The sequence below is a fragment of the Bacillus sp. MMSF_3353 genome (assembly GCF_030733445.1).
Taxonomy (GTDB): domain Bacteria; phylum Bacillota; class Bacilli; order Bacillales; family Bacillaceae_G; genus Bacillus_A; species Bacillus_A wiedmannii.
In genome coordinates this window covers 1-1,227 of sequence record NZ_JASHJA010000093.1, presented here as the reverse complement: position 1 = coordinate 1,227, position 1,227 = coordinate 1, and the positions used below count along the sequence as shown (strand labels likewise).

The following is a 1,227-nucleotide window of genomic DNA, read 5'->3' as shown; positions in this document are numbered from 1 at the left end:
GGTATCAATTCGCAGCTTCGGTGGTGTATTTAGCCCCGGTACATTTTCGGCGCAGAGTCACTCGACTAGTGAGCTATTACGCACTCTTTAAATGGTGGCTGCTTCTAAGCCAACATCCTAGTTGTCTAAGCAACTCCACATCCTTTTCCACTTAATACACACTTTGGGACCTTAGCTGGCGATCTGGGCTGTTTCCCTCTTGACTACGGATCTTATCACTCGCAGTCTGACTCCTAAGGATAAGTCATTGGCATTCGGAGTTTGACTGAATTCGGTAATCCGATGAGGACCCCTAGTTCAATCAGTGCTCTACCTCCAAGACTCTTACACTTAAGGCTAGCCCTAAAGCTATTTCGGGGAGAACCAGCTATCTCCAGGTTCGATTGGAATTTCTCCGCTACCCACACCTCATCCCCGCACTTTTCAACGTGCGTGGGTTCGGGCCTCCATTCAGTGTTACCTGAACTTCACCCTGGACATGGGTAGATCACCTGGTTTCGGGTCTACGACCACGTACTAAACGCCCTATTCAGACTCGCTTTCGCTGCGGCTCCGCCTCTTCAGCTTAACCTCGCACGGGATCGTAACTCGCCGGTTCATTCTACAAAAGGCACGCCATCACCCATTAACGGGCTCTGACTATTTGTAGGCACACGGTTTCAGGATCTCTTTCACTCCCCTTCCGGGGTGCTTTTCACCTTTCCCTCACGGTACTGGTTCACTATCGATCACTAGGGAGTATTTAGCCTTGGGAGATGGTCCTCCCAGATTCCGACGGAATTTCACGTGTTCCGCCGTACTCAGGATACATTCAAGAGAGAACGAAGTTTCGACTACGGGGTTGTTACCCTCTACGACGGACCTTTCCAGGTCGCTTCGTCTACCTCGTTCCTTTGTAACTCCGTATAGAATGTCCTACAACCCCAAGAGGCAAGCCTCTTGGTTTGGGCTATGTTCCGTTTCGCTCGCCGCTACTCAGGAAATCGCATTTGCTTTCTCTTCCTCCAGGTACTTAGATGTTTCAGTTCCCTGGGTCTGTCTTCCTTACCCTATGTATTCAGGCAAGGATACCATACCATTACGTATGGTGGGTTTCCCCATTCGGAAATCTTCGGATCAAAGCTTACTTACAGCTCCCCGAAGCATATCGGCGTTAGTCCCGTCCTTCATCGACTCCTAGTGTCAAGGCATCCACCGTGCGCCCTTTCTAACTTAACCAAACTAAAA

General features: G+C 49.9%; 1 rRNA gene. It reads right to left on the bottom strand.

The features are described 5' to 3' along the window. A 23S ribosomal RNA gene (locus RBB48_RS31600) occupies positions 1–1,218 on the bottom strand; the annotation flags it as partial. Positions 1,219–1,227: the final 9 nt, after the last annotated feature.